The organism is Treponema sp. R6D11, assembly GCF_054786075.1.
Window position 1 is genome coordinate 1 of record NZ_BDHD01000478.1, and the last position, 955, is coordinate 955.

2 protein-coding genes are annotated in these 955 nt (G+C 53.9%); one reads left to right on the forward strand and one right to left on the reverse strand.

Going from position 1 to position 955, the window contains the following annotated elements; translation table 11 throughout:
* Nucleotides 1-725, forward strand: a 725-nt coding sequence (locus tag ACYVTD_RS14085) for a hypothetical protein (RefSeq protein ID WP_461248354.1), incomplete at its 5' end; no start/stop codon positions are given.
* Nucleotides 726-728: 3 nt separating this feature from the next.
* On the opposite strand, the gene ACYVTD_RS14090 is transcribed toward ACYVTD_RS14085, so the two are convergent.
* Nucleotides 729-955, reverse strand: a 227-nt coding sequence (locus ACYVTD_RS14090; protein WP_461248355.1) for a carbohydrate-binding protein, incomplete at its 5' end; no start/stop codon positions are given.

Sequence of the window (955 nt, forward strand, 5' to 3'; positions counted from 1 at the left end):
CCTGTACTGTTTCGAGGGGGTCGGGCGACGAACTGGCGCGGGCGGTATTGGAACTCGGTATCGGGGTGCCGGTCGTATTTTACGGAACGGGCGCGGGGTTAAGGGACAGATTGGGGCTTATGAGGATAACCATTCCGATAGAAAAAGAAATCATCTGGTTTCTAGTCCCCCGTTCCGACGCGGAACTTGTAGAGAAGAACCTGATCCCCCGCGCCAAACTTGACGTTCCCGGCAACGGCTTTTTGTACCAGTGCCACGTCCACGCGCCGGTCGTAAACCTGCGAATAAGGCACGGCGCGCGCGTTCACGCCGCTACGATGGAACAGGTCATCGCCGCGCTTGACGAAGTGCGCGGTTCAAGCGATTGGCGACGTTTCGGGTCGCGCAGGCACGAACACAAGGGCGGCGAGAAAAGGTCGGTTAATACGAGGGGGCTTTTCTTTATCGGCGATGCGGGGGAAATCGAACTGTTCCGAAAAGAGGCGATAGAAAACGGGGCGCGCGGCGCCACATTTAACCCCGTTGAGATGCGCTCCTTCAGCGCCCTCGCGCACGAGAAGGCGATGGAATCAAGTTCGCGCCAGCTCTGCGACATTATAACGACGCCCGAAACCGAGGAAAAAATCCGCGCTTCCGCCGAAACAAACGGCCTGTTTGACGAAGGTAAAACATGCGTGCTTAAAGCTTTTAACGTGGAAATGCCGACCATCGTCCATAGAAAGTAACTTTTATTCCAGAGTAAAAGATCCGAGCGTCGCGCTTCCCGTTCCTTTGTAAATAAAAAATAAAGCCTGAACGCCGTCCGGGATTACCATGTCGGCGTAAAATTCCTTCCAGATGTTGCTTGATGTGATCTCAATAATCCCGCGCGGGTTTTCGTCCAACGACGTTTTAATTTCAAAAATACCACGGCTGTACCCGCGGGTTTTTACTTTTACGCGCCTTACTCCTTTGC